The organism is uncultured Methanobrevibacter sp. (assembly GCF_902771435.1).
Taxonomy (GTDB): Archaea; Methanobacteriota; Methanobacteria; order Methanobacteriales; family Methanobacteriaceae; genus Methanocatella.
The window spans coordinates 1-2,552 of record NZ_CACXXB010000088.1 but is presented as its reverse complement, the minus strand read 5'-3'; the positions used below and the strand labels follow the sequence as shown (position 1 = coordinate 2,552).

The window sequence follows — 2,552 nt, the reverse complement described above, 5'->3', positions numbered from 1 at the left end:
TTCAACAATTGTTATTCTGAATTTGGCGGGGCCTTTCTTCAGTTAGGCGGAGATTTAATTATTGAAAATTCAAATTTCACATCAAATCAGGCAAAATATGATGGGGGAGCTATCTACACCAGTTTTGCCAATGTGAATATTTCCAAATCAAACTTTAAACTCAACAGCTTAATCGATGAAATGTCCTGTGGTGGAGCCACATACTTTGATAGGGGAAATGTCATTCTCAAAGAAAACGTTTTTGAAAACAATTCGGGTCTTGAGGTTTCTACCATCTATGCATATGATACAAATCTGACTTTAAGCAATAACTACTTCAATAATCTATTGGAAGTTACAAGCATATGCACAGTATTTGGAAGCATAACACTACAAGGCGAAAACAAATTCAACAAAGACATTCTGTCATTTAACAATACGGATTATGCATTTAATATAGAACTTTCTAATAAAACATTCAAATTGCTTAACAATACAATACCTTATACCACATTGCCTTCCGAATTTGATTTGAGAAATCTGAGTTGGGTTTCTCCGGTTAAAAATCAGGGATTCATGGGTTCATGTTGGGTATTCGGAAATGTTGCTGCAATGGAATCAGCATTGCTTAGATATGCAAACAACACATATCTGCTCTCAGAAAACAATCTTCAAAATACAATGCTTCAATATTCAAAATACGGAGAACTGGATTCAACAGAAGGTGCAACCCCATATGCGGCAGTAGCTTATGTGATTGACGGACTTGGAATTTTCCCTAGTGTCTATGACAGTTATGATGAACTGGGAAAAATATCCTCATTATTTACAACAGCAAATGATTTCCATATTCATAATGTGGTAGTTCTCCCTCCAAGAAAAAACAGTACAGATAATGACCTAATTAAAACTGCTTTAATCAAATATGGCGCTTTAGCGGTTTCCCATAAAGCAAATTTCAATAATAGTTACTTTGAACCACTGCTCGGCACACAATATTATTATGGAAATGAAAAAGCAGACCATACAGTTTGCATAGTCGGATGGAACGATACCTATCCTAAAGAGAATTTCCTTAAAAACCCTCCTGGAAACGGTGCATGGATTGTCAAAAACAGCTGGGGAGACGATTGGGCCGATGAGGGATATTTCTATGTTTCATATTATGACACTTCAATTGCATGTTACGGATATCCTACAGGATACATCATCACCAATGACACCTACAACATGATTTATCAAAATGGTATTGGGGGATCATTGTCTTCCAAAGATATGGATTGCTATGCGAATATATTTACTGCTGTAAAGGACGAATTAATTGCCGCTGTTGGAACTTACTTCAACAAAGCAGGCACAATTTATCAATTAAAAATAGATGTGAACGATGTTGAAGTTTACAAACAAACCAGAATAAGTGAATTCAGCGGATATGCGACAATAAAACTAGACAAATATGTCCAAATAAAAAAAGGAGATAACTTTACAGTATACATAGACAATAATAAAGTGTTTGTTTCTTTTGACCATAGGGTTCATCCGCAGACAGGCAAATCCTTTGGAAGTACCGATCACGGTCAAACCTGGACAGATTTGGTATACGATGGTCAAGTTGCTATTTTAAAGGCATATACTGTCACTGACATTAATATCACAAATAGTCTGGTGAAATATTATGGCAATGACACTCAATTTGTTGCAAAAGTGGGCGCAGGCGAAACAGTCACTTTTGAATTCGATGGGAAAAACTACACTATAATTGCAGATGAAAATGGATTTGCCAAACTTCCAATAGACCGTAATGCCGGAGAATATAATATTACAACAACCTACAATAACATTTCAATTGTAAATTACATTAAAATAAACAGTACAATTATTTCATCCAATGTTACAAGAGGATACAACAGCAACTACAACTATAAAATACAAATGCTGACATCTGCCGGAAAGCCTTTAAACAACACCAAAGTTGAAGTTTCTATCAATAATAAGGTTAGCAAATATGTAACAGACAATTCAGGTTACATTACTATTCCATTTACAAAATTGACCAAACAGCAAACAATTGTAGTTAGAAATCCGTCTAATGATGAAAATAAATCATCTGAAATTGCAGTCAAATCCAGGTTCAGCGGTGCCAAAAACATTGCAATGTATTACTATGACGGATCCAAATTCAAGGCTAGGATTGTTGGGGACAATGGCAAGTTTGTAGGCAAAAATCAAGCTGTAACCATCAAACTCAACAAAAAAACCTACAAGGTTAGAACAGATAAAAATGGTTACATTACCTTAAAAATACCAAATACAGTAAAACCTGGCAAATATACGTTAAAAGCAACTTACAAAGGCCAGACAATTTCAAAAACTGTTAAAGTAAAACAAAACCTTAAAACCAGCAAATACACAGTTAAAAAATCTGCTAAAAAGCTCAAAGTTAAAGCGACCCTTAAAAACGGTAAAACTCCACTAAAAGGTAAAAAAATAATATTGAAAGTCAATGGTAAAACACTCAAAGCAAAAACCAGTAAAAAAGGAATTGCACAATTTACCATAAACAAAAATGTTAT

1 protein-coding gene is annotated in these 2,552 nt (G+C 34.4%); it reads left to right on the top strand.

The window, feature by feature from the left end; genetic code table 11:
• Positions 1-2,552, top strand: a 2,552-nt coding sequence (locus QZU83_RS10620; RefSeq protein ID WP_295611954.1) for a C1 family peptidase, incomplete at both ends; no start/stop codon positions are given.